This is a genomic window from Vibrio sp. CB1-14 (assembly GCF_040412085.2).
Taxonomy (GTDB): Bacteria; Pseudomonadota; Gammaproteobacteria; order Enterobacterales; family Vibrionaceae; genus Vibrio; species Vibrio chaetopteri.
The window spans coordinates 729179-748800 of the sequence record NZ_CP115921.1 but is presented as its reverse complement, the minus strand read 5'-3'; the positions used below and the strand labels follow the sequence as shown (position 1 = coordinate 748800).

Annotated in this window: 15 protein-coding genes; 9 read left to right on the top strand and 6 right to left on the bottom strand. The window is 46.3% G+C overall.

Features of this window, described 5'->3' with window-relative positions; all coding sequences use genetic code 11:
• Nucleotides 1-788: 788 nt before the first annotated feature.
• From PG915_RS19365 to PG915_RS19350, 4 genes are all read left to right on the top strand, one after another.
• Complete coding sequence (locus tag PG915_RS19365; RefSeq protein ID WP_353500034.1) at nt 789-2006, top strand: ParA family protein; 1218 nt, start codon at nt 789-791, stop codon at nt 2004-2006.
• A gap of 8 nt (nt 2007-2014) precedes the next feature.
• The gene (locus PG915_RS19360; protein WP_353500033.1) at nt 2015-2986 is read left to right on the top strand and encodes a ParB/RepB/Spo0J family partition protein; all 972 of its coding nucleotides are present in this window, start codon (nt 2015-2017) and stop codon (nt 2984-2986) included.
• Nucleotides 2987-3064: 78 nt separating this feature from the next.
• Entirely contained in the window at nt 3065-5152 is a 2088-nt protein-coding gene (locus PG915_RS19355; protein WP_353500032.1) for a GNAT family N-acetyltransferase, read from the top strand.
• 310 nt (nt 5153-5462) lie between these two features.
• The gene (locus tag PG915_RS19350; RefSeq protein WP_353500031.1) at nt 5463-7136 is read left to right on the top strand and encodes a DUF342 domain-containing protein; all 1674 of its coding nucleotides are present in this window, start codon (nt 5463-5465) and stop codon (nt 7134-7136) included.
• Between the two features lie 50 nt (nt 7137-7186).
• Here PG915_RS19350 and soxR read toward each other — a convergent pair whose 3' ends face one another.
• Nucleotides 7187-7624 (bottom strand): redox-sensitive transcriptional activator SoxR, encoded by a 438-nt coding sequence (soxR, locus tag PG915_RS19345; protein WP_353500030.1) that lies wholly within the window; start codon nt 7622-7624, stop codon nt 7187-7189.
• A gap of 95 nt (nt 7625-7719) precedes the next feature.
• On the opposite strand from soxR, the gene PG915_RS19340 reads away from it, so the two are divergent.
• The gene (locus tag PG915_RS19340) at nt 7720-8961 is read left to right on the top strand and encodes an MFS transporter (RefSeq protein WP_353500029.1); all 1242 of its coding nucleotides are present in this window, start codon (nt 7720-7722) and stop codon (nt 8959-8961) included.
• A gap of 8 nt (nt 8962-8969) precedes the next feature.
• Here the strand turns inward: PG915_RS19340 and PG915_RS19335 are convergent, their stop codons facing one another.
• A complete protein-coding gene (locus PG915_RS19335; RefSeq protein ID WP_353500028.1) occupies nt 8970-9332 on the bottom strand; it encodes a hypothetical protein in 363 nt (120 codons plus the stop codon).
• A 194-nt stretch (nt 9333-9526) separates the two neighbouring features.
• Between PG915_RS19335 and lpdA the strand changes: the two genes are divergently transcribed.
• Nucleotides 9527-10936, top strand: coding sequence for a dihydrolipoyl dehydrogenase (lpdA, locus tag PG915_RS19330; RefSeq protein WP_353500027.1), 1410 nt, complete (start codon nt 9527-9529; stop codon nt 10934-10936).
• 47 nt (nt 10937-10983) lie between these two features.
• Here lpdA and PG915_RS19325 read toward each other — a convergent pair whose 3' ends face one another.
• Nucleotides 10984-12030 carry an alcohol dehydrogenase family protein gene (locus PG915_RS19325; protein ID WP_353500026.1) on the bottom strand — a complete coding sequence of 349 codons (1047 nt, stop codon included), beginning with the start codon at nt 12028-12030 and terminating at the stop codon, nt 10984-10986.
• Nucleotides 12027-12572 carry a TetR/AcrR family transcriptional regulator gene (locus tag PG915_RS19320; protein WP_353500025.1) on the bottom strand — a complete coding sequence of 182 codons (546 nt, stop codon included), beginning with the start codon at nt 12570-12572 and terminating at the stop codon, nt 12027-12029. The genes PG915_RS19325 and PG915_RS19320 overlap by 4 nt, the downstream gene beginning before the upstream one ends.
• Nucleotides 12573-12803: 231 nt before the next feature.
• On the opposite strand from PG915_RS19320, the gene PG915_RS19315 reads away from it, so the two are divergent.
• Nucleotides 12804-13604: an acyl-CoA thioesterase gene (locus PG915_RS19315; RefSeq protein WP_353500024.1), complete on the top strand. Its 801-nt coding sequence runs from the start codon at nt 12804-12806 to the stop codon at nt 13602-13604.
• 178 nt (nt 13605-13782) lie between these two features.
• Nucleotides 13783-15135, top strand: coding sequence for a molecular chaperone (yegD, locus tag PG915_RS19310; protein ID WP_353500023.1), 1353 nt, complete (start codon nt 13783-13785; stop codon nt 15133-15135).
• Between the two features lie 65 nt (nt 15136-15200).
• Here yegD and PG915_RS19305 read toward each other — a convergent pair whose 3' ends face one another.
• On the bottom strand, nt 15201-17219 hold the full coding sequence (locus PG915_RS19305) for an alkyl/aryl-sulfatase (protein WP_353500022.1): 2019 nt from the start codon (nt 17217-17219) through the stop codon (nt 15201-15203).
• Between the two features lie 107 nt (nt 17220-17326).
• Between PG915_RS19305 and PG915_RS19300 the strand changes: the two genes are divergently transcribed.
• A complete protein-coding gene (locus PG915_RS19300) occupies nt 17327-18226 on the top strand; it encodes a LysR family transcriptional regulator (protein WP_353500021.1) in 900 nt (299 codons plus the stop codon).
• A 20-nt stretch (nt 18227-18246) separates the two neighbouring features.
• Here the strand turns inward: PG915_RS19300 and PG915_RS19295 are convergent, their stop codons facing one another.
• Nucleotides 18247-19587, bottom strand: a complete 1341-nt coding sequence (locus PG915_RS19295; RefSeq protein ID WP_353500020.1) for an MATE family efflux transporter — start codon at nt 19585-19587, stop codon at nt 18247-18249.
• Nucleotides 19588-19622 lie beyond the last annotated feature (35 nt).

The following is a 19622-nucleotide window of genomic DNA, read 5'->3' as shown; positions in this document are numbered from 1 at the left end:
ATTGAAGAAGAAATAATCAAATTGTCGCTTTGTAATACAAGCAATTTTTTAAGTCATCGAATCCGGATAGTGTATTGTTGTTACATATTTGGTTACGGCATCTGCGGAACTATGATCAAGTGATTCAGCCCAGTAACTGCCGTGTTTCGATTTATGTCTATTTATACGCCAATTTGAGCACTATCCTTTGCTTCGCGGGACTTAAGCCGTAATCTAACCGAGATTTTACATGCTTCCGTGAAGCTCATTTACTTGATCATTGTTCCGCTAAAGATGATCATCCTTTGGGGTTAAGTCGAGTTGCTTTCATTCGAGAATTTTCCTTGATCATGCTTTCATCGTCTAGCTGTTTCCCGAAACAATGATCAAGGTAATCCCTTGATCATTGTTCCAATGCTGATTTATCTTGTGGTTGATATGCTTTTCTCTTTACTCAGAACAGTCAAATTCTGAGTCTCATCAATGCTTAGATGTAAGTGGCTGTTCTCAATTTGTTTTCAAATGAGCAACCTCCGTAATTTATAGGCCAAGTTGTATCGTTCCGATAGAAGTTGTCTTTACATTGTAAATGAGTGACACGGTAACACTTTAAAAGTTTTTAGTTTTCAGGGTACTTTATTAACAGAAATACTCGCTATTTGGTGATACTTTGCGCAAATAATCATCATAGAGCTAGATGCCAGTCAAATTAATGTAAATAATCTATGTAGATGAGTGGACAGCTTTTTCTTGAGATTGTACGATATTGCTGTACATAAACAATTAGGTTACTTGGTTGGAACTTGGGTATGAAAAGAGAACAAACAATAGACAATCTCTACCAACTTGCAGAGCAAACTCAGCAAGTGCAAGCGGATCGTATTGAAATCGTTTTGGAAGAGCGCAGTGATGATCACTTCCCAGCGATGTCAAAAGCGATGATGGAAACGCGCTCTGGTCTAACTCGTAGAAAGCTGGACGATGCCATCAGTAAAATAGAGCAGGGCGGTCATCAGTTTACGAAAAACAACGCTAATCATTACTCTATTTCGCTGCAAGAAGCGCATATGTTAATGGATGCGGCAGGTGTGCCTAAGTTCCACGAGCGCAAGAATAGCGCTAATAACAAGCCATGGATTATCAACGTACAGAACCAAAAAGGTGGTACGGGTAAGTCGATGAGTGCTGTACACCTGGCGGCTTGCTTAGCGTTGAACCTAGACAAACGTTACCGTATTTGTCTAATTGACCTTGATCCACAAGGCTCACTTCGTTTGTTCTTAAACCCGCAAATCAGCGTTGCTGACCATGAGAATATCTATTCTGCGGTTGATGTAATGTTGGAAAATGTCCCAGAAGGTACAGAGATTGACTTAGAGTTTCTTCGTCGTAACGTACTACTGCCAACGCAATATCCAAATCTTAAAACGGTATCTGCGTTTCCAGAAGATGCCATGTTTAACGCTGAAGCATGGCAAACGCTGTCGCAAAGCCAATCTCTCGACATCGTTAAACTTCTAAAAGAGAAGCTGATCGACAAGATTGCTGAAGACTTCGATGTCATTATGATTGATACCGGTCCTCACGTAGATCCATTAGTATGGAATGCAATGTACGCATCGAATGCACTGCTAATTCCATGTGCCGCAAAGCGCCTTGACTGGGCGTCGACAGTCAACTTCTTCCAGCATTTGCCAACGGTTTATGAGATGTTCCCTGAAGACTGGAAGGGGTTAGAGTTTGTTCGTCTAATGCCTACTATGTTTGAAGATGACAACAAGAAGCAAGTGTCGGTACTAACTGAAATGAATTACTTACTTGGCGACCAAGTGATGATGGCCACCATCCCAAGAAGCCGCGCATTTGAGACTTGTGCTGACACCTACAGCACGGTTTTCGATTTGACGGCGTCTGATTTTGAGGGTGGTAAGAAAACGTTGGCGGTTGCTCAAGACGCTGTTCAAAAAAGTGCACTAGAGTTAGAAAGAGTATTGCACAGCAACTGGGCTTCACTGAATCAAGGGTAATGTAAGAAATGGCAATTAAAACTTCAGAATTAAACGCCAAGCTATTTGGTAAAGCAAATAAACGACGTGCAACGACACCACAAGAAGCACAAACGGCTGCAAAAGAGCAGGCACAAGTGATTGAACTGTCTGTAGCGGGTGAAGAACTTGTGTCGTTTGAATTGGTTCGCGTTCCAGCAAATGAAGTAGAAGCTAACACGTTTGTTTTCCAAGAAAACGCGCGTGAGCAATCCTTTCTAAACGAGCATGCACTGTCAGATGTATTGGCAACATTGCGCGACAAAGGTCAGCAATACCCAGCAGTTGGTCGCCGTCAAGCTGATGGTACCATCGAGGTATTGGATGGTAGTCGCCGTCGTATGTCATGTATTTTGGCGCAAAAAGAGTTTTTGATTTACGTTGCGGAAAACATTAACTCTGAACACGCTAAGTTCCTTTCTGACGTCGCAAATGCTCATAAGCCTCTTTCACTTTATGAGAAAGGAAAAGAGATGCTTGCTAAACTTGAAAATGGTGAAGCAGATGATCAGAAAGCATTAGCAAAAATGTTCCAGTGTAGCGAAGCACTAGTCAGTGGTGCTCTAAAGGCCGCCGACTTGCCATTAGAACTACTTCAAGCGTATCCAAATGTGAGCGACTTGGGTCGCCCAACGATTGTTAGACTACACAAGCAATTCAGTGAACTCGACAAAGACAACCAGACTAAACTCATTGATCGTTGTCAGCAGTCGGATGGTTTCGTTTGGCAAACTAGCCACGCGCAGGGCGTCGCTCGTATCACTAAAGATGTGTCTGAAACACTAGAAAACTGGATCCATGAGCTGTCGCCACCAAAGCGTGCCAAAGTGACTAAGATTGATTTAGTTAAAGGCCGTGCAAGCTATACGCGCAAGGGGCCAAACCTAGCGATTAACCTGAAAAAGGTCGATGACCAGACCATGGAACAAATCCTAGAGTTTCTGAAACAAAAGATGCAATAAATTCAACTACAATACCCCGCAAGAGCGGGGTATTTTTTTGTGCTAAGATTGGCCAAGGTTTTTAACAATGACTTCGCCATGGCAAATCACTCTTTATCCTATCGTATTAACTCACAGCTAAGCTCGATAACTCAATTACAGCAGCTCGCTCAGGCTCAATTTGTACGCGCTGTAACGGTATTAAAAGGCGAGTCACAATGGCAGCAAACTTTGCTCTCCCATTTTGTTGACCACTTTCCTTTGCCATCTCGATTCCATATCGGTTCAACGAAAATTGATGGGCTAGTTAATATTCCTCCCAATCAAGGTAAACGTCTTTTAGGGCAAGATACGCAGCTGTTAGTGGTCACCATTGATAAGCAGTTTGACGCTAACAGTTTTAATGCTGCGCTTGGGACTTTGGTTGGCGGTGGATTGCTTATTTTGCTTCAGTCTGAACAGTCGTCACTCCATCCTTGGCTTGTAGGTGCAATATCTGAGTTGCCAACGCTTGAAGAAAGCAGCTTAGAAGTGGCACAGCCGAGTTGTTTTTGTTTAGACGATGAAACCCGTCTTACATCGCTTGCATCTAAAAGCGCTATTAATCGATTCGAACAGCAAGAAGAAGCCGTTGAGCTTATTCATCATGTTGTCTCGGGACACAGAAAACGCCCGCTTGTTCTAACGGCAGATCGCGGCCGCGGGAAAAGCAGCGCCCTGGGTATTGCTGCTGCAAGGTTCAATGGTTACCGGCCTCTTCGCGTTTTGATTACCGCACCAAGCAAAACGGCGGTGGTATCGGCGCTAGCGCATTTTAACAGTGAGTTGGCTGGACAGAGTTTATCTGCTTCTAGCGTTACACTTGAGTTTATCGCGCCAGATGAACTGCTACAGACTAAGCCAAACTGTGATTTGTTGTACGTGGATGAAGCTGCTGCACTACCCATCTCGATGTTAAAACAGATGGTGGAGCACTATCACCGAATGGTCATTAGTACCACCATACATGGGTATGAAGGATGTGGTCGCGGTTTCAGTGTTAAGTTTCTGCCGTGGTTAACTGAGAATCGAAAAGGGACTAAGAGCTACCATCTCGACACGCCAATCCGTTGGAGCCAGTTTGATTTGTTGGAGCCGTGGGCTTCATCAACGTTTTTGCTAAATGCAGAGCTTACTTCTTTGCCAAAGCCTATGGTTACAGAACCGATCCGACGAGAAGCTCTAACTTGGGAATCTTTCGATTCAGCAAGCGCGTCTTCTAATCGTAAGTGTCTCGATGCGGCTTTCGCTTTGCTGGTTAATGCACATTATCAAACTTCGCCGAATGACCTAATGTGGTTGCTAAACAATAAAACCATGAAGCTGTATATCATGAGCTACGATGATATCGTTGTTGGCAGTCTCTTGGTGAACAGGGAAGGGGAGCTAGACACCGAACTCATCGAGCGTGTTCAGTTAGGTCGAGCTCGTCCGGCCGGGCACCTGGTTCCAATGGAATTATCAAACCACCTAGGACTATCGGCTGCTGCGTTGCAAACTTGCTTTCGCGTAATGCGTATTGCGGTTCACCCATTGTTGCAAGGTAAAGGGTTAGGAACCGAAATGTTGAGCGCCTTGTCTCAAGTGGCGAAAGGCGATGTTGATTATCTAGCTACAAACTTTGGCGCGACAACAGAGCTTGTCCGTTTCTGGAAAGCAAATGAGTTTGGCCCTGTTCGAATTGGTAGCGCGAAAGATAAAGCAAGCGGCACTTTCAGCAGTACTTTCATTCGGCCTCTATCTGCAGATAGTGTTGAATGGATAGATGAAGCACGCAATCAGTTTAATGGCTCCCTATATTTTGCTCTTCGCTCGCATGCCCAAGATGTTGAACCATCGCTTGCACTATCTTTAATGAATAGCGCAGAGTCTAAGTCTTTGTCGTCTATCTCTGTTTCCCCTTTGGTATCAAACTATGCAAGAGGAGGGAACAGTTTTAATTCGGTTCGGCCGTTCTTGGCGCCGTTGCTTCCGTTGGCATTGTCATTTAACGCTGGTCATCTGAGTCTGCTCATTGTCGCAGTTGTTGCTCAAGAGTGGAGCTGGACTGCGATTGCGGAGTATTTTGGTTTTGCTGGCAAGAAACAAGCCGAGCAAGCATTTCGTGAAGAGCTCTCTCAACTGTTGACTGTTTTACAGTGTAAATAGACTCAGTGCTTTCGACCGCCAGATTTACACTGTAAACGACAAGACTGTTTACAGTGTAAATTCATCATTGCTCATTTTTACACTGTAAATTGCATCAAACAATCTACACAGTCCTATTCGATAGAGCATCTCATTCTAGAATCACGTTCAAGTTATTGAACAATTTACCGTGAGCACTCCCGTAGTTTTCGTTGATAAAGGTAGTCTCAGTAGTGAGACTTCACTAAGATAGAATGAGTTATTGAAGCATGATCACACTCGCAACTAGTTTCTGCGAGCGTGAGTTCGCATAAGGAAGTGGTCGTCAGTCATGTGGAAAAGTGTTCTATCTCTCTCTTCAGATAAGCAACAAATTATCGCTCGATTGCCTAAAGAGTACGAACAAGGTTTGGCGTTGGAGCTCACTTTGCTTGGCAATGCGCTGCAGGAAATCAACGCACAAGATTTCTGGGTAGATGACAGCGCTGTGAACCAATTTATCAAATCGGCGCAAGCGGCAAAGGGGGAAGCATTCTCGGGCATGACGCTCGCGGAAATACGTAACGCAACCGCAGAAGTGGTACTCACTGAGCAAGATATGCTGGCGAGTATTAAGGTAACTGGTGCGTACGCAGGCGAAGCTTTAACCCCGAATGACATTATCTCTGCTTTAACCAACGCTCGAGTCGTGAAAGGCCTCAATAAGAAAGCGCTTAAAAAGGTACTGTTGCTCAGTCAGCAGTTGAAAAAAGGCGAAACGTACACCCAGCCCGTTGCGATAGGTAAGCGTCCCAAAGAAGGCAAAGATGCCCAGTTCATTCCTTTGGTTGCCGATCCCAAGCAGCGAGTTTTAAAACCTCAACAAGCAGGCCCCAACGGCAAAGTCGATATGCGTGACTTGGGCGCTGTCGTCACCGTTGGTGAAAATGAACAAGTGATGCGACGTATTCCTGCGATATCTGGAGAAAATGGCTATACCGTCACTGGCGCCATTATCCCACCAAGGGCGGTAAAAGACTTACCTCTAAAACCTGGTGCAGGCACTCGTTTCTCACCAGACAACCCGAACACTTTATTGTCTACGATGTCCGGTATGCCAATCATCAAAGCCTCCGGTGTTGAAATAGACGAGGCGCTTTGTCTAAGTAACGTTGATATCTCAACAGGCCACATTAAGTTTAAAGGCAGCGTCGTGATTTCTGGCAATGTAGAGCCTAACATGGAAGTGACAGCCACTGGCACAATCACCGTCGGCGGTTTTGTTGAATCGGCATTTCTTAAAGCAAAAGGCGATATTACTGTCGCGAAAGGTATTATCGGCCACAATGTTAATGATGGTGAGCAGAAATCTTGTAGACTGGAGTCTGGAGGTGACGTCGTTGCCAACTACGCACAGTTTGCGGATATCACAGCCAAGGGCGACATTCACTTCACTGTACATAGTCTGAATAACGACATACGTTGCTCTGGCGATTTGTTGGTGATTGGTAGTAACAAGAAGCAGGGCACATTGAGTGGCGGTGAGGCAAAAGTTGGCGGTAAGGTTCAATGTCATCACCTTGGTGTTGAAGGCGATACAGCAACCTACATTCAAGCGTTTGCTAACTATGAACATTACGCTAAGAAGCTTGAGCAATTGCAAGATCGCTACACAGAGCTACAAGAGCGTAAAATGATCGCCATCAGGCGTGAGATTGAGCTTAAGAAAATCCCTAAATCTAGCCGAAGTGATGAGCAAAATGCCGAGCTTGCAGCGCTTAATAGTGCCGATACTGAGGCATTAGATGCGCTAAATGAAGAGAAAGAACGCATCGAGCTCGAGCTGTATGCGAAACTAGAGCTAAATACCGTCGAGTCAATGATGCAAACTCATACCCGCGTTACTGTTCAGTTTGATGACGAGAAGGTGACGACTCGCTCCACACACGGGCCGGCAACTTTTAGCTTTAACAAACAAACCATTACCTTCGCGCCTAAATTGAAAGAAGAAGATATCTTGGTGTAACTTAATCAGATGCGAATGCGTAAGACTTCTGCAATTCAGTCAAGCGCATCTCACTTTTGCTGCTTCCATAGCGTGGCGCCGTTCCCTAACGTATCAGCTAGGGCATCTTGTGGGTTGCGCAGTCGACACTTAGACAATGATAAGCAGCCACAGCCAATACATTCGCCAAGCTCATCTCTGAGTTTTGTCATTAGCCAAATCTTTTCATCCAGTATGGATCGCCAGACTTGTCCCATTTGTTGCCATTCTTCCTGACTCGGTGCTCGATTGAGCGGTAAACTGGATAGCGCCTGTTTAATTTCTTCCAAACTAAGCCCTAATTGCTGACCCGTTTTTATCACGGCTATTCGCCTCAGTACCGAACTGTCATACCGTCTTTGATTGCCTTGATTACGCCAACTGGTGATCATCCCTTTTTGCTCGTAAAAGTGCAGCGCAGAAACGGCGACTTCCGCGCGCTTTGCAACTTGTCCTACGGAAAGCTCCATAATTACTCCTTATCTTTTAGGTAATTATAGCTTGACCTCAAGTTATATTGAGCTTTTAACCTTGAGATCAGTCACAAGGTTAGGGAAGAAACAGAATGGAAAAGAATAGAAGACTACACCTACTAGGGTTGATGTTTGATGGTATCGCATCGGGAATGATGTTGATGGCGTTACCATGGTTTATTCTCAAGCAGGGAAGTAATGGAACGTTTTTGGCTGTCGTGACCTTGGTCTGTACGATAATGTCATTTGTACTAACCCCGCTTATTGCTACGGCAATAGACCGTTATCCCCGAAAGCGTATTTTAGCGCTGACCCAATTGATACAACTGCTTGCGGGCAGCAGTGTCGTGATAGCTGGTACTGTGATTAGCCGTTCGCATTTAGGTAATGACCACAGCGTATCTTCAGTTTGGGTACTCGCTTTTTGCCTAGTCGCGTTTTGGATCGCGAGCGATCTTGCATGGGCAACAAATGGTGCGTTTACTCAAGAGCTTTATGTTCCGAGCGAATATGGCCGTATCTCCAGTCAGCAAGAGATCGTCATGCAGATCACGACCTTGAGTGCTGGCGGTATGGGTGTTTGGTTGTTGGAACTGTGGTCACTGGAGAAGTTTGCTCTGCTAGCTGCATCGTTGTCCCTCGTCGCCTTGATGTGTTTTGTTGCTATCCGGCATCGATCTTTTTCGTCGAAGCAGAAAAGGACTCCGTACCACCTGCAACTGCGTGAATCAACGAGTATATTCCGCCAATCTCCGCGATTCTTCGCTTTCATTGCATTATCGTGTGTGGGCTATCCCATGATGACGTATTTGGCAAAATTGGTTCCTATCTACCTTTCAGAGAATCAACAATCCGGTGAGTGGTTTGCTTGGTGGCAGATAAACTACGGCGTAGGAGCCATGGTTTGTGGACTGATGATCGTCAAAGTAATGAATAAAGTAAGCCATCAACAGCTTATGTTGGTGAGTATGGCATCCATCAGCGTGCTGCTTTGTGTGATGACAATGACATTGTCACCGTTATCCATTGTGTTAGTGGCTCTGCTTATCGGAGTGTTTAACGCGACTAACCGTATTGCAAGAGTCAATAAACTCCATCATGAGGTTGATAATTCAGTCAGAGGCCGAGTTGATGGCGGAATGAAATTGTTTTCGACCGCTTTGCAAAGCGCGAGTTACGTTGTTATTGCGTATCTAGCGAACTATCAACTTACAGAGCTAGGTTTTGCCATCGGCGCACTGGTCATCATGCTTGCAACATTCGCAATGTGGTTGCTACGTCGCACAATTATCGTAAGCACAAGCCAACCTCGTTTCATTAAACCTGCATCTTGACAATGGCACTATTGAGGTTTGGCTACGGGTTGTGGTAGAGGCTTGGCTGGCAGAGGTGTCGGGACGGGCTCTGCTGGCGTTTCTGGACGGGTGATCTTAATGCTCTTAATGAAACGGCTGAAATAGAGTTCTTTGACTAGTTCGTCACAACGATCATGGGTCAGTCCTCGCTTTGATTGTTCGCTTCCTACCGAAACGATGGTTTGGTTGGTAGGGCGGTAACCGTTCGCGACCTCACAAAGCTCAATCGTATCCATATAGTTTGGGTAAACATTAACGGGAGATGATCGAAACCCTAGTTGGTTCATTTGATAGGAAGAGCAACCAGAAAGGGTAAGCGCCGCAATAGTGATGAGTGCTTTGATTCGCATTGTTAATCGTGTGATTCTTTTGCCATTGATGGGAGCGCTAATACTAGCGACTATTTATGACAGATAAAGCGAAGTTTGAAACCTAGGTCACTTAGCCGAAAGATTTAACACTGCTCAGACATTTAACCAGTCTATACTGGGGCTCACTTAGCAAATTCCCAGCAAATCCAACCAGATATTCAAGGAGAAACAGCATGACGGAATCTATCAACGTAGATGTTGCAGTACTCGGTGGTGGACCCGGCGGTTATACCGCAGCCTTTCGAGCCGCAGATTTGGGCTTGTCAGTGTGTATTATCGAAAGTAGAGAAACTTTGGGTGGCGTGTGCGTCAATGTGGGCTGTATCCCGTCAAAGGCTCTATTGCATGCGACATCACTGATTGAGCAAGCGAAACTTGGTCAATCTATGGGGATAACCTTTGCCGAGCCCCAAATCGACCTCGGGGCGTTACGTGAACATAAGCAATCAAAGATCAACGAACTTACCAAAGGCATCGCTGGCCTAGCAAAAGCACGCAAAGTGACGCGACTTCAAGGGCAAGGGCAGTTTACCTCTACCAATACACTCGCGGTTACGGGGGAGAACGATCAAATTGTTGAGTTTAAGCACGCCATCATTGCGACGGGATCCCACTCGATCTCACTGGCTATCGCGCCAAATGATCCGCGTATCTGGGATTCAACCGATGCTCTGGCAATGGAGTCTATTCCAGAACGTTTGCTTATCGTAGGTGGCGGCATCATTGGACTTGAAATGGCACAAGTCTACGCAGCGCTTGGATCGAACATTACAATCGTAGAAGCACAAGACCACATCATTCCAAGTGCGGATAAAGATCTAGTCCAACCTTTGCAACGTGCAACTAAGAAAACGTATCAAACGCTAACCAAAACTTTAGTGACCCAAATGGACGCTCAACCAGATGGTATCTTAGTGTCATTCGAAGGAAAAAAAGCCCCAGAACCTAGCTTGTTTGATGCAGTGTTGATTGCAGTAGGTCGAGCACCGAATACAGGCAACCTTGGTTTAGATCTGCTTGGTGTTGAACTTGACGTAAAAGAGCGCGTTAAAGTTAACGATAGAATGCAAACCAATGTGGGTCATGTGTATGCCATTGGCGATATTGTTGATGGACCAATGCTTGCACATAAAGCCACTCATGAAGGCAAGGTTGCAGCTGAAAACATCGCTGGCTTAGATTCAACGTTCTGCCCTGCGGCCATTCCGTCTGTTGCTTACACACACCCAGAACTTGCTTGGGTCGGTTTAACCGAGACAGAGGCCAAAGAACAAGGTGTGCAATACAGTGTGGGCAAGGTGCCTTGGTTGGTGAGCGGGCGTGCCCAGAGTGTGAATGCTACCAATGGTGTGACGAAAGCGTTGTTTGATGCAGAGACAGGGACACTAATTGGTGCTGGTATCTGCGGCGAAAACGCGGGTGAGTTGATTCACGAAGCCGGCGCAGTGTTAGAACTAGGCGGTCGAGCGAAAGATATTGCCCATACGGTTCATGCTCACCCTACACTGGCCGAGACGTTTGCTTTTGCGGCTGAAGTTGTGGAAGGCTCTATGACGGATATGCTTCCAGCCAGAAAGAAATAATTAAATAAAGAGGGCGCAGAAGCGCCCTTATGTACTCTTAGACGCGATTAAGATGCACTCACATTGAGAACAATCTTGCCAATGTGGTTTTTTTCAACAAACTCAGTTTGTGCCTGCTTAATCTCTGCAAGCTCAAGTGTTTTGCCGACAAGTGGCTTAATCTGCTCCTCTTCGATGCGGCTGATTAGATTCGGGAACACTTCATCTTCGAGTCCAGTGCAGCCAAAGAATGACAAATCCTTGAGGTACAGGGTACGAACATCGAGCTCAACCAGAGGGCCTCCGATCGCACCAGAGACGGCATAGCGTCCTTTTGGTGCCATGACTTCTAGAAGCTCAGGCCATTGTGGTCCCGCAACAAGGTCAATCACGACATTAACACTGTTATTGCCAAGCGCTTCCACTAAGTTTTGACCCCGAGATACCGTCTTGTCTGCGCCAATCTCAAGCAGTGTCCCAGCTTTGGATTCACTCGTAACTGCAACAACGGTTGCCCCCCGCGCTTTGGCTAGCTGAACAGCTGCGGAGCCCACCCCACCAGAGGCACCAGTAACTAATACAACATCGCCTGAGGTAACATTTGCACGCGTTAGCATGTTCTCAGCAGTGGAGTATGAACATGGAAATGAGGCAAGCTCAATGTCCTTGTAGCTTGAATTTACACTGTAAGCCTGGCGGGCATCTACGGTCGTATACTCCGCAAAACCGCCATCACACTCAGAGCCAAAGTACCAGAAATGCTCAAGCTTTTGACCGTCGACATAACGCAAACATGGGTCAATCAGTACGCGTTCGCCGATGCGACTAGCGTCGATATTAGAACCTACTGCGACGATATGACCACACACATCAGCACCTTGAATACGAGGTAAACTGAGCGCATTGCCAGCCCACCCAGCATCTTCACTGTCGTTGTCGCCTTTTGAGTACCAGCCGATACGCGTATTGATATCGGTATTATTCACGCCAGCTGCACTGACTTTAATTAAAACCTCATCTTCTTTTGGCGAAGGTAACGGAATATTGCTGCGGAGTTCTAGCTGGTCTAGATCGCCATGACCAATCAGCTGTACGCCTGTCATTACCGTGCTCATTGTTGAATTCCTTTCTTGTTGCTTGTTGAATGGGTAGAAAACAAAGTAGTGATAGCTACTTTGGCAGCGGTAATCGCCGATTCACCTAAAATGGGATAAGCGGTTGTTGTTCCCTCATGCAGAACAAATAGAGCATCTGAAAGACCCTCGTGTCCACTCAGTTTGGCAAGAGAGTCGATAACCTGTTGTTTGTGTTGTTCAACGGTTGAATTTATCTCCACGTTGTCAGGAAAAGCAGCAAGCGCGTTGACCGATAGGCAACCTTTCGGCGCGTGCTCTTTCATCCAGCCACCAAGAACGTCAAAGGCAGAAAGGGTAGCATCTAGCCCACTTTGCTGTGCGCACTCTTCTAACAGTGCGATGTAGCGTTGGTGTCGATGGTTTAAAGCACCAACGACCATACTCTCTTTGGAAGGGAAGTATTTGTATAAGGTGCGCATACTCACACCAGACAGTGTTTTTAGCTCAGCGACACTTGGCTCTGCGAATCCTTTTTGCGCAAAAGCAAGTTCAAGGTTTTCTGCGATTTGTTGTTGTGACATTACAAGTCCTATACAGGTAGAATGTTTATACTACCTGTAGTGTAGAATGATTGTTCTACTCTCGTCAATAAAGAGCCGCCTATTGATTCTTGTTAATGGATTGTTTGTTGTGGTAACGGAATGTTATTTCCTTTTGTGTGTAAAATGTAACAAAATCAGGTAACACCTCTTGCAGCAACCCATCCGACCAGTTATTGTTAAGTAACAAGGTGTTAACATAAGGTGGTAGGGATGCACTTCGACGAATTAATCGCAACAGCCAAGCTGTGTGCGAAAACCAGTGAACATATGTCGATCCCGGCGTCATGGGGACAGGGGAGAACCGTTTTTGGTGGGTTATCCGCTTCATTGCTGTATACCGTGATGCAGTCTCACTTGACTGGCGAGCGTGTGCTGCGCTCGCTTAACACCAATTTTGTTGGCCCGCTTTTGGTGGATGTGCCGTTCACTTTTGAAGTCGAGGTTCTTAGGGAAGGCAAAAGCGTTTCTCAGCTCAGTGCGCGTTTGGTGCAAAATGGTCAAGTGGCGGTGTTCCAACAGGGCTGTTTTGGTGCCGATCGTGAGTCCAAAATTGTAGTGAACAACAACGATAACCACATCATGCCAGTACCCGATGACCTACCAAGATTTCCATCGATTGAGCAAGGTGCACCGAACTACACGTCACACATTGACCTAGCACTTGCCCGTGGCCACCTGCCTTTTACTGCAAGTAAAGACTCACATACATGGGGTTGGATGCGATTTAAGGTTTCTCCTGAATCCATCTCAGACGCACATTTAATCTGTCTGGTTGATGCCTGGCCTCCCGGCGTATTGCAGATGATGGGAACGCCAGCACCAGCCAGCACCATGATGTGGAACTTGGAGTTTATTCATCCCCACCGCTCAGTGCAGCCTGAAGATTGGTTTGCATATCAGTCCCACACAAGGCAAGCCGCAGAAGGCTATGCTCACGCGCAAGCCAATATTTGGAATAATCGCGGCGATCTTGTTGCGGTTAGTCGTCAAAGTATCGCTATCTTTGACTAGGTACTTTGGCTAAGCGCGTTTTACAGTGTAAACAAAGCGAATGGGGCTCCGACGACAGATCGTAGCCCCATTTTTGTGTTTGACCTGTCTATTGGTGCAGGGTTTACGGTTTGGCGCTTGAAGTTCATTGTCAGGCTGCTATTCTTTGCGGCCTTTTTCACGTGTTGAGGTAATTCTTATGGCTATCGGTTTTGATTACGGAACCGCAAACTGCTCCGTAGCGCATTTAAACAATGGCAGCGTTGAGCAAATCCCGCTTGTAGGGGATAACTGCTACATTGCATCAACACTCTGTGCACCAACAGCAGAAACCGTATCAGAATACTTATTTCGCTGTTTAGACATTCGTCCATCCAATGACATTGGTGAGTCTGTATTGCGCCGTGCCGTCAAGATGAACCGTGAAGAAGGTATTGAGGTGATCCCAAGCGATGTGCTGTTTGGTGAGCAAGCTCTGAATCTCTATTTAGAAGATCCGAAAGATGTCTATTACATTAAGTCCCCAAAATCCTTCTTAGGTGCAATGGGGCTGCGTGATATGCAGCTTTCATTCTTTGAAGATCTGGTTTGCGCCATGATGAGTAACGTCAAACGTAAAGCGGAAGCAAATCTAGAGAGGACAATTGAGCAAACTGTCATCGGTCGCCCGGTGAACTTTCTAGGACGAGGTGGCGATGCATCTAACTTCCAAGCAGAAGGAATTTTGCTGCGAGCGGCAAATCGCGCTGGCTTTAAAGATGTCGAATTTCAATATGAGCCAGTCGCCGCTGGGCTTGAATTCGAATCTACCCTGACAGAGAACAAAAACGTACTGGTAGTTGATATTGGCGGTGGTACAACTGACTGCTCTTACATTCAGATGGGACCATCCTGGGTTGGAAAAGACGACAGACAGCAATCGCTGATTGCCCATACAGGTCAGCTCGTCGGCGGTAACGATTTGGATATTTACATCGCATTTCGCCGTTTTATGCATGCCTTTGGTATGGGGACGAAACGTCTTTCTGGCTTAGATATCCCCGTGACTCAGTTCTGGAATCCTATTGCAATCAACGACGTACAAGCGCAAAGAAAGTTCTATGCTCACGACAACTTGAAAGAGCTAAGGTTACTGGCAAAAGAGGCGTTGGAGCCTGAAAAAGTGAATCGGCTGATTGCTTTGCACCAAGAAACTTTAGGCTATGCGGTGATTCGTGAGGCTGAAAAAGCCAAGATTGCGCTCGAAGAAAATGCCGAATACAAAGCGATGCTCGATCTCTACAGCGAACATGTAGGTATTGAAATCAACCAATCAGATATGGCGGCGGCGATTGATAATCCGACCAAGAAAATTCAAGCTCTAGTTAAAGAAGCGGCGCAACAAGCGGGCACGTTACCGGATGTGATTTACATGACGGGAGGATCGGCACGTTCTTCTGTTCTTCGCAAAGCGGTTCAAGATGTGCTGCCAAATATTCCAGTAGTCTCGGGTAACTACTTTGGCTCGGTTACAGCAGGGTTGGCACGATGGGCAGATGTTTGTTTTAGATAACAAGAGCCCTGCGCAGATAGACAAAACCCAGAGCGTTGCTCTGGGTTTTTCGTTTGTGATTCGTCTTACTTATTCGGCATAGGTAAGATTTCAAACATGCCATCAAACTCATCGAGTGAAGCCGCGAGCTTGCCAATGAGTTCAGCGTCGCCCTTGATACCGGCTTGACCTGATTTCAGCAGCTCATCAAGTGATGTCTGGCCAAGTGCCACTCGGGTAAGATCCGATTTGTGGATGATAAGTTCTACATTGGTTTCCGGTAGAGTATCGACTTCGATGTTACTCATATTGGCATTAGACACTTCGCCGTAGTATCGCTCTTCCACATCTGGATGATACAAACCAAAGTTAAAGTCTAAACCTGCTTGCTCGGCTTTTTCTGCATTAAGCCTAACAGCAATGAAGTCTAGGAACATTCCCGTTGGTGTATTGGCAATCACGTCTGCTGAGGCCAGCTTGATAGAAGGTTGGATCTCGCCAGTTCTAAGCTCAACCGCACCTTGTAGGTAAGAGTTTCGCCAAGCCATGGTTTCAGATTGATAGCCTTGCTGCTCGAAGCTGTCTGCAAGCGCATAGCGGTAGGTCACATTGTTTGGGTCACATTGCACCAGGTCGTTAAACAGCTGAGAAGCTTCTTGATACTCCCCATGTTTAAAGTGCTCCATGCCCGCGTTGAATAGAACATCTGCCCCGGCTGCTTGCACATACACACATGACTTGTCTTGTGTTTGCAGTGGGTTGGTGTTCACTGGGTTCATGTCATGATATCCCAGGTATAGGTTTACAACGGCACGAGCGTTATGGCTGTATGAGCCGTGATAACCGTTAGTGTGCCAAGTTTGCTTTTGAGACTCAGGAACCAGATTTTCTATTTCGCGTCCCACATCGTGGATAGTTACCCCGTGGTTTGCGAGACGCATGGCTTGGTTATGAATAAAGCCGTAGTTGTCACGCTGGAGTGTCATGTAATCGGCAATTTCATTTTGCGGCGTATTCGCATCATTCCAAACTGGCGCAGAGTGCGCAGCGTGGATGTTGTCGACCAGACCCGTATCAACGTAACGCATTTTTAGTTCTGTCAGGTATTTAGTCCACACCAGCGCGTCACGAACTTTAGCGCCGCGGAAGGTGTAGATATTGTGCATACCATCGTAAGTCAGCTCAGCAGTGTTTAGAGAGCGATATTGAGGCACATAAAGCACGATCTCAGCTGGTGCTTCTGCGCCAGGCATGTTGATGGCATGGAAATCGAGACCATCGATTGTGATCACTTTCTCGCGTTCTTGGATTTCAGTGGTAGGTGCTACCAACGTGACCTCTCCACGTGATGTACCCAGACCAAGTGCGTTGTCGACAATGCCTTTTTCGTCGTTATCCAACGTTGTGCCGTACTGATAGTTGGCGCGGCGTCCCATCGCGGTACCTGCTATCACGTTCTCGTCAGCAAGTTCCTTGATGAAATCTTTTGGCGCATAGATTGGCGCACCTTCGCTGAAGTCACCAGACTCATAGACACCACGAGAGCCTCCAAAGTGATCCGCGTGCATGTGAGAGTAAATCATGCCTGTGATTTTGTGCTCACCGTTGATTTTTGGTAGATGCTGTTTGGCAAAGTCCCAAGAGGCCGCAGCCGCTTCCTTCGATAGTAAAGGATCGTGAATCACATAACCATTGTCTGTACGGTAGATGGTCATGTTGGAGAGATCAGCGCCGCGGATTTGGTACACGCCATCAGTCACTTCATAAAGGCCGCCAGCTGCATAGTTGAGCATACCTTGGCGCCAGATTGATGGATTGACTGTCGGTGGAATCTCATCGACAGAAAGCTCTGCCATAAACTCAAATCGGTTTTTAAGCTCACCCGCAGCATGGGTACCAAATTCAGCGATAAGGCCACGTTTGGTGCGGTCAAATGCAGACGTGTCTTGCCACGGTAGTGTAGAAGCAAGCGTCTGATTGGCCTCCAGCGTATGGGAGCTTGCAGGTTTACCTTGGTAGTCCTCAAGGCCTGCATAATCAGCGTTAGCAGCGAATGACGCCATAACAGCGATAGCGATAGTTGAAGGAGTAAGCGTTCGAAGCATAGAAAACCTCATCACAGTATTAACAGGAAACAAGGTCACTATATCGGCTTGACTCATAACCAAACATGCATATAAATTTAGTTAAAACATAACTATTGGCTATATATATGAAACTGTCTGATTTTGATCTCAATCTAATGCGCGTGTTTTTAACTGTGTATCGCTTTCAATCCATTACCGTAGCGGCAGAAGTACTCGACCTTACCCAGCCTGGTGTTAGCGGTGCTCTTAAGCGGCTGCAGAACCAGTTAGGCCAACAACTGTTTGTTCGAGATGGGAGAGGAATTGCCCCAACGCATTTGGCGCATGAGATGGCTCGTCAAATAGAACCTGCATTGGAAGCCATCGAAAACACATTGAATGACGCCCAAGAGTTTTCTGTTGAGGGAAAGCGTCGTTTCGTGGTGTACGCCACGGAACCTGTGATGCTTAATCTAGTTCCGAAAATCGAAGCCGATAAAAGTTTAGGGAACTGTGAAATTGTGCTGTCTCCGACAACTGTTACCGAAGCGCAACTACGTGAAAAGCTCAATCTAAGGCAGGCCGATTTAGCGATTGAGTTTTCTGAGTCCTCGACATCAAGCTATTTTACTCAGCCGTTCTTCTCAGACCAGATTTGTGTGATAGCCAGCAAGCAGCATCCTCGAATTCAGGGGGCGATCAGTGCTGTGGAGTATTACCAAGAAAAACACATCACACTAAAACTGCGCCGCGAAGAGATTTTTCTGGTGGACTATTTTACCAAGGAACATATTCAGCCGCGCAAAGTCGCCGCAGAATGTGAGTCGCTTCTCGCTCTAATGGCGTTAGTCGGGAGCAGCGAAAGCATTGGTATGACAAGCTTGAATATGGCTAAGCAGTTTTCCGAGCAGTTTGGATTGCAGATCTTGCCGGTTCCATTTAGCTCATTGCCGGTAAGCTATGTTCTGATGGGGCATAAGAGAGAGCAGAATAGCAAAGCCAATTTATGGCTACGTGAAAAATTGCTCTCTTACGTTCAAGGTTGATAGTAAGAGAGCTGCACTCGTTATGCTTCAGACAGGTTCATCTGTTGCCTTTTAAGGAAGGCAAACAGTAAGACTAAACTGATTAGTGCTGTAGCGGCCTCGGCAAACAGGATACTTGCCCAAATACCATTGGCAGGAAACAGACCTGGCAGAATAACCACCCCTAGCGCGACAAACACAAAACCGCGTGCCAGCGAAATAATGGTGGCTTGATTCGGTTTGGCAATGGCTTGAAATAGATTGGCAACGACCAGGTTAAGCCCCATAAGCGGCGTGGCATAAAAGAAAAACAGCAGAGCTGTGGCGGAAAGCTCTAGTAATTCACTCTCTGCACCCAAATAGAACTGTGCCACGTCTTGCGCTGTGAACCAGATAATCGACAGGAATAACAGTCCACTGCCAATGGAAGTTACCAGTCCAAGCTTGAGTGTGCTGTATACGCGCTCGGTTTTGCTGGCACCGTAGTTAAAACTGATGATTGGCTGACAAGCTTGGTTGATACCAACGATGACAAACAGCGCAAACACACCGACGTTAGCTGTTAAGCCGTAAGCGATGATATGACTCTCGCCAAACTGGCTAAGTAGCACATAGTTAAATAGCAAAATGGTCAGTGCAGAGGTGATCTCGATAAAGAATGTCGGAACGCCGATTTTCAAGATTTGACCGACTTTATCTAGCCCTAAACCTTCCAAGCTCAAGCGTAGCTGTCCTTTTTGCTGCCAAAAATGCGTCAGTAGAACAATTGCAATGACACCTTGTGAAATAGCCGTCGCGTAGGCGGCACCTTTCATGCCCCAACCAAACTCAAGTACAAAGAAGTAATCAAGAACTAGGTTTGTTACTGCGCCCAGTGACATGGCATACATGGCCAGTTTCGGGTTGGTATCGTTGCGCACAAAGCAAGACGTGACCCAAGCCAACGCATAGAGCACGAAGAACTTAAGCATAACGTCTAAATAATCGTGCGCGAGCTGCGCCATGTAGCCGCTGGCACCCATGAGCGCAATGATCTCATCTAGCCAAATCAACGCAGACACGACAGTAATCGTGGTAATAATTGCCGTTGCTAGCATCGATTGGCTAAACAAGGTTTGACCGATTTTGAGGTTGCCCTTGCCAAATTCAATCGACATCAGCGCTGCGCCACCAATACCAATCATCATGGCGATAGCAGAAAAAAGAGAGTACGCCGGAATTGTGAGAGCGATGGCACCCAGACCTTCAGCACCAACGCCTTTGCCCACAAACCAAGCGTCACCCATTATGAAGATGGATTTGATGACCATGCCCGATAATGCAGGCAACAAATACTGAATAAACGATTTCTGAATCGGATCAGACTTTAGATTTATGCTCATGGATAACCAAAATACGTTGAAAGTAATACAAACAC

Bases quoted from the DNA above. Each gene is read 5' to 3' on its own strand.
- PG915_RS19365 (WP_353500034.1), top strand. From the start codon at position 789: ATGAAAAGAGAACAAACAATAGACAATCTCTACCAACTTGCAGAGCAA.
- PG915_RS19360 (WP_353500033.1), top strand. From the start codon at position 2,015: ATGGCAATTAAAACTTCAGAATTAAACGCCAAGCTATTTGGTAAAGCA.
- PG915_RS19355 (WP_353500032.1), top strand. From the start codon at position 3,065: ATGGCAAATCACTCTTTATCCTATCGTATTAACTCACAGCTAAGCTCG.
- PG915_RS19350 (WP_353500031.1), top strand. From the start codon at position 5,463: ATGTGGAAAAGTGTTCTATCTCTCTCTTCAGATAAGCAACAAATTATC.
- soxR (WP_353500030.1), bottom strand. From the start codon at position 7,624: ATGGAGCTTTCCGTAGGACAAGTTGCAAAGCGCGCGGAAGTCGCCGTT.
- PG915_RS19340 (WP_353500029.1), top strand. From the start codon at position 7,720: ATGGAAAAGAATAGAAGACTACACCTACTAGGGTTGATGTTTGATGGT.
- PG915_RS19335 (WP_353500028.1), bottom strand. From the start codon at position 9,332: ATGCGAATCAAAGCACTCATCACTATTGCGGCGCTTACCCTTTCTGGT.
- lpdA (WP_353500027.1), top strand. From the start codon at position 9,527: ATGACGGAATCTATCAACGTAGATGTTGCAGTACTCGGTGGTGGACCC.
- PG915_RS19325 (WP_353500026.1), bottom strand. From the start codon at position 12,030: ATGAGCACGGTAATGACAGGCGTACAGCTGATTGGTCATGGCGATCTA.
- PG915_RS19320 (WP_353500025.1), bottom strand. From the start codon at position 12,572: ATGTCACAACAACAAATCGCAGAAAACCTTGAACTTGCTTTTGCGCAA.
- PG915_RS19315 (WP_353500024.1), top strand. From the start codon at position 12,804: ATGCACTTCGACGAATTAATCGCAACAGCCAAGCTGTGTGCGAAAACC.
- yegD (WP_353500023.1), top strand. From the start codon at position 13,783: ATGGCTATCGGTTTTGATTACGGAACCGCAAACTGCTCCGTAGCGCAT.
- PG915_RS19305 (WP_353500022.1), bottom strand. From the start codon at position 17,219: ATGCTTCGAACGCTTACTCCTTCAACTATCGCTATCGCTGTTATGGCG.
- PG915_RS19300 (WP_353500021.1), top strand. From the start codon at position 17,327: ATGAAACTGTCTGATTTTGATCTCAATCTAATGCGCGTGTTTTTAACT.
- PG915_RS19295 (WP_353500020.1), bottom strand. From the start codon at position 19,587: ATGAGCATAAATCTAAAGTCTGATCCGATTCAGAAATCGTTTATTCAG.